At 39.7% G+C, this 3,452-nt stretch carries 4 protein-coding genes; 1 reads left to right on the forward strand and 3 read right to left on the reverse strand.

Annotated features, from left to right (window positions below):
• Positions 1–145 precede the first annotated feature (145 nt).
• Positions 146–589: a DUF29 domain-containing protein gene (locus LC574_RS32005; RefSeq protein WP_229457624.1), complete on the reverse strand. Its 444-nt coding sequence runs from the start codon at positions 587–589 to the stop codon at positions 146–148.
• A gap of 176 nt (positions 590–765) precedes the next feature.
• Positions 766–960 carry a hypothetical protein gene (locus tag LC574_RS32010; protein ID WP_229457625.1) on the reverse strand — a complete coding sequence of 65 codons (195 nt, stop codon included), beginning with the start codon at positions 958–960 and terminating at the stop codon, positions 766–768.
• Positions 961–996: 36 nt separating this feature from the next.
• On the opposite strand from LC574_RS32010, the gene LC574_RS32015 reads away from it, so the two are divergent.
• Positions 997–2,160: a DUF58 domain-containing protein gene (locus tag LC574_RS32015; RefSeq protein WP_229457626.1), complete on the forward strand. Its 1,164-nt coding sequence runs from the start codon at positions 997–999 to the stop codon at positions 2,158–2,160.
• A 146-nt stretch (positions 2,161–2,306) separates the two neighbouring features.
• On the opposite strand, the gene LC574_RS32020 is transcribed toward LC574_RS32015, so the two are convergent.
• Entirely contained in the window at positions 2,307–2,966 is a 660-nt protein-coding gene (locus LC574_RS32020; protein ID WP_229457627.1) for a PEP-CTERM sorting domain-containing protein, read from the reverse strand.
• Positions 2,967–3,452 lie beyond the last annotated feature (486 nt).

Below are 3,452 nucleotides of genomic sequence, written 5' to 3' on the forward strand. Positions count from 1 at the left end.
AATGAAATAATTTGGGATTTTTGAATGAAAGTCATCATCAGGAAACCTCTTAGTAAATAATCGAGTTGCAATCAGCGTAGGCGTAGCCCGTCGTAGACATCGCTATGCTTTGACAATTGGAAAAAATCAGATAAGACTGATATATTTAAGGTAAATAATTGTCATCTAATAATTGTACAAGAGTGTAAGGACACTTTTTTAGAAAAATAGTTAAATCGGTTTTAATTTTCACAAAATCAACCGCACTTTGATAAATATTTTCTAAATCATCCTGTAACTTGTTTATTAAATTCGTAGTTAAATGATTATTTAAGTCATATCTAAAGGTTTTAATTTCTCCAATCCAATGGCGATGGTTTCTTTCATATTCTACCTGCCAATATTGGAGTAATAATATATGAATAATAATTTGCCTTAATAGACTTTTGGCTTTAGCCAAATCTCTTTTCCCCAAACTGATTAATTCCTCAATTAGGTTTTCTAAATCAAGTTGGTTAAACTGTTTTTGTTTTAATAATTCAATAGTTTCTTCCAACCATAAATTCTCATCGGTTTCATAGAGTTGTTTTAAGTTGGTAGTAATTGTCATATTTTTACCTTATACCTACATTCCATAATTTAATCATATACAATTATCTTTTGCTTGTAATCGAATTATGAAAAATATTGAGTTGACGCAAGGACAAATTACAGTTCCAGAAAGCACGACTCTAGAAGAGTTCTTAAAACTTCCATATATTGAAGAGTCACCAGCTTGGGAATATATTAACCGTCATCAACATTCTTGCCAGCCGAGATATCAATGAAATTGCCGATTACTTTGCTGAAACTAACACTGAAGCAGGAGAGCGATTTTTCAGTGAATTCAACCGCAAGTGTCATTTCTACATGGTCGTCGTAACTTTCTATCTCTTTTTGAGGAATCCAACTAAAAGCTTTTTTAGCAAACTCCTGAGACACTGTGAATTTTTGGTGGTGTTGGGTTAAAAAAGAAACATGAAAATCATCAAACCCATCACTAATTGGTTAGAAACCCGCGCCAGTGCCCCTGCTTATGGCGGTTGGGTACTAGCAGCAACGGCTATTTGTTTTTTTGGCGCAGGTATTAATACGATGGCTGGTTGGCTGTACGCCATTAGCGGCATTAGTTTTGCCCTTTTGGGTGTAGCAGCTATCTTACCGCCGCGATCGCTCAAAAATCTATCCATCACCCGCCGTCCCATTCAACCTGTGTCAGCAGGCGACGATCTGACTGTGGAATTAGAAATCTGCAATCAGACACAGCAGCCTGTAAGCTTATTGCAAGTTGAGGATATATTACCCTTCGTCTTGGGGAAACCAGTGCAAAAGGCCATCGAAACAATTCCTAGTCAAGGTAGTTACCGTTGGGTATATTACCACCCTACCCAGCGCCGGGGCGTTTATCGCTGGCACACTGTCGAACTGGCTTCTGGTGCGCCTTTGGGATTGTTTTGGTGTCGCCGTCAGCGTGATTGTGCTGCCACAGCGATCGTCTATCCCACAGTGTTACCCTTGGCTACCTGCCCCCTAGTAGACGAAATGGGGCAAGAAGAGAGTAAAAGGGGCGATCCTCGTGGTAAACCCTTGCAGACTGCGACAACGGGGCTAGTGCGATCGCTCCGCCCTTATCGTATAGGAGATCCCACTCGTCTGATTCACTGGCGAACTAGCGCCCGCTATGGAGAATTAAGGGTGCGGGAGTTAGAAATGGTTACAGGTGGACAAGAAATAGTTATTGCCCTTGACAGTGCTAGCAATTGGGAAGAAGAAAACTTTGAACAAGCAGTAATTGCCGCAGCTTCACTGTATTTTTATGCACAGCAACAGCAATTACAGGTGCAATTATGGACAGCATCAACTGATTTAATTAAAGGCGATGCCTATGTTTTAGAAACCTTAGCAGCAACCAGAGCATTAGAAGATGCCAGTTCAGTAGTTCCTAAAAGCCATCCTTTGATTTGGCTAACTCAAAACCCCCTAAGCCTTGCTACTCTTCCTCAAGGCAGTCGCTGGGTTTTGTGGCCAAATATTTCTTCACCAGGAGAACAAGAGGTAATCAATTGGGAACAATCTGGTATAGTTTTGCAAAGCGATCGCCCACTGCAACCCCAACTGCAAAAAACATTAAATTCGTATTAATCAATACTTTCGGCAAAAAACACATCCTAGAAGGGCTATACAAACAAAGCTTACCTTTACAGAATATAAAACTTTTAGCCCACGGAGGTAAACTTTGTTTGTGTAGCCGCAACTTCTAGTCCTTCAGGCAAAGTGCAAGATTTCAGTTAACTTTGCTTTAGCTGTTTACGTCTTAATACTGAACCAGCACTTAAAGTAGCTATTGACAGTAGCGCTGGTAGCAATGTAGGTTCGGGAACAGATGTAACTTTTTCATTAAAGGTAAAGTTATCTAGTGTAAACTGTGTCCCAGGACCACCCTTGCTTATAAGATAATCTGGTTCAACTCCACCAAATGCCGTAAACTTTAATTCATCAACACCAAAATAATCAAAATTAACTAAAGTTGGCTGTGTCGTATTTACAACCACAGTTTTTGAATACAAGGTTGCACCTCTGTTTAAACCTTCTACAGTAATCGAAAGACCATCATTCCAAGCAGCTGTTAGGTAAGCACTGTTGAAGTCAAAAATACCATCACTGACTACAGCAGGTTCTCCAAACCCGTTGAAGCTTAAATAGTCTCCTGAGACTCTACCATTGTCATAGCCTGTAAGTGAGATAGCACTATCCGAGCCATTTCGGTAGTAAAAATTGTCCCAATTGAATCCACCGTAACCGTTAGGAATTGGAGATAAATATGAAATAGGCGCTATATCATCAAATGTTAAAACAGTTGCTTGTGCTACTGCTCCTATTCCCAAAACGATGACTGTTGCTGCGATCGCAGCAGTTGATAACTTTTTTGCAACAGTTGAAATGCTCATAATGGTAGTAGTTGTAAGTACTGAGAAATTTGTGATTTTTTATTACACATTTCAGAACATACACTAAGTCCCAAAAAATGGCAAGTATTATTACTAGGACTTACGCACTGTACAAATTCATCGTGATGTGCATTAATGATGCTCCCGGAAGTTTTCAGGCTTTTCTTAATTATTCTGCGATCGTCAATAGACCATGCTGTAGGGGCACAGCAATGCTCATTGGTGTCAACTTAAGCTAGAAATGGCTTATCTGTTAACTTCCTCACCCGCCCAGAAATGAATTTCAGGGCTTATAGCTAAAGTCTACTGAAGTAGACTAAAGATTTTGGGTATATTTAGTCATCTTTAGATGACTTTCGCTATTAGCAAGGAACTTCAGTTCCTTGCGGGACATGGCTTTTACGTTAAGTTGACACGTATGAGCTGGCTCGTGCCCTTACGAAAGATGTGGTTTTTAAACTTCTCCATATATGGTATTTCTTGTCA

It is taken from the genome of Nostoc sp. CHAB 5715, from assembly GCF_020829685.1.
Taxonomy (GTDB): Bacteria; Cyanobacteriota; Cyanobacteriia; order Cyanobacteriales; family Nostocaceae; genus Nostoc.

Excerpts from the sequence above, each read along its gene's own strand:
- LC574_RS32015 (WP_229457626.1), top strand. The coding sequence starts at position 997 with ATGAAAATCATCAAACCCATCACTAATTGGTTAGAAACCCGCGCCAGT.
- LC574_RS32005 (WP_229457624.1), bottom strand. The coding sequence starts at position 589 with ATGACAATTACTACCAACTTAAAACAACTCTATGAAACCGATGAGAAT.
- LC574_RS32020 (WP_229457627.1), bottom strand. The coding sequence starts at position 2,966 with ATGAGCATTTCAACTGTTGCAAAAAAGTTATCAACTGCTGCGATCGCA.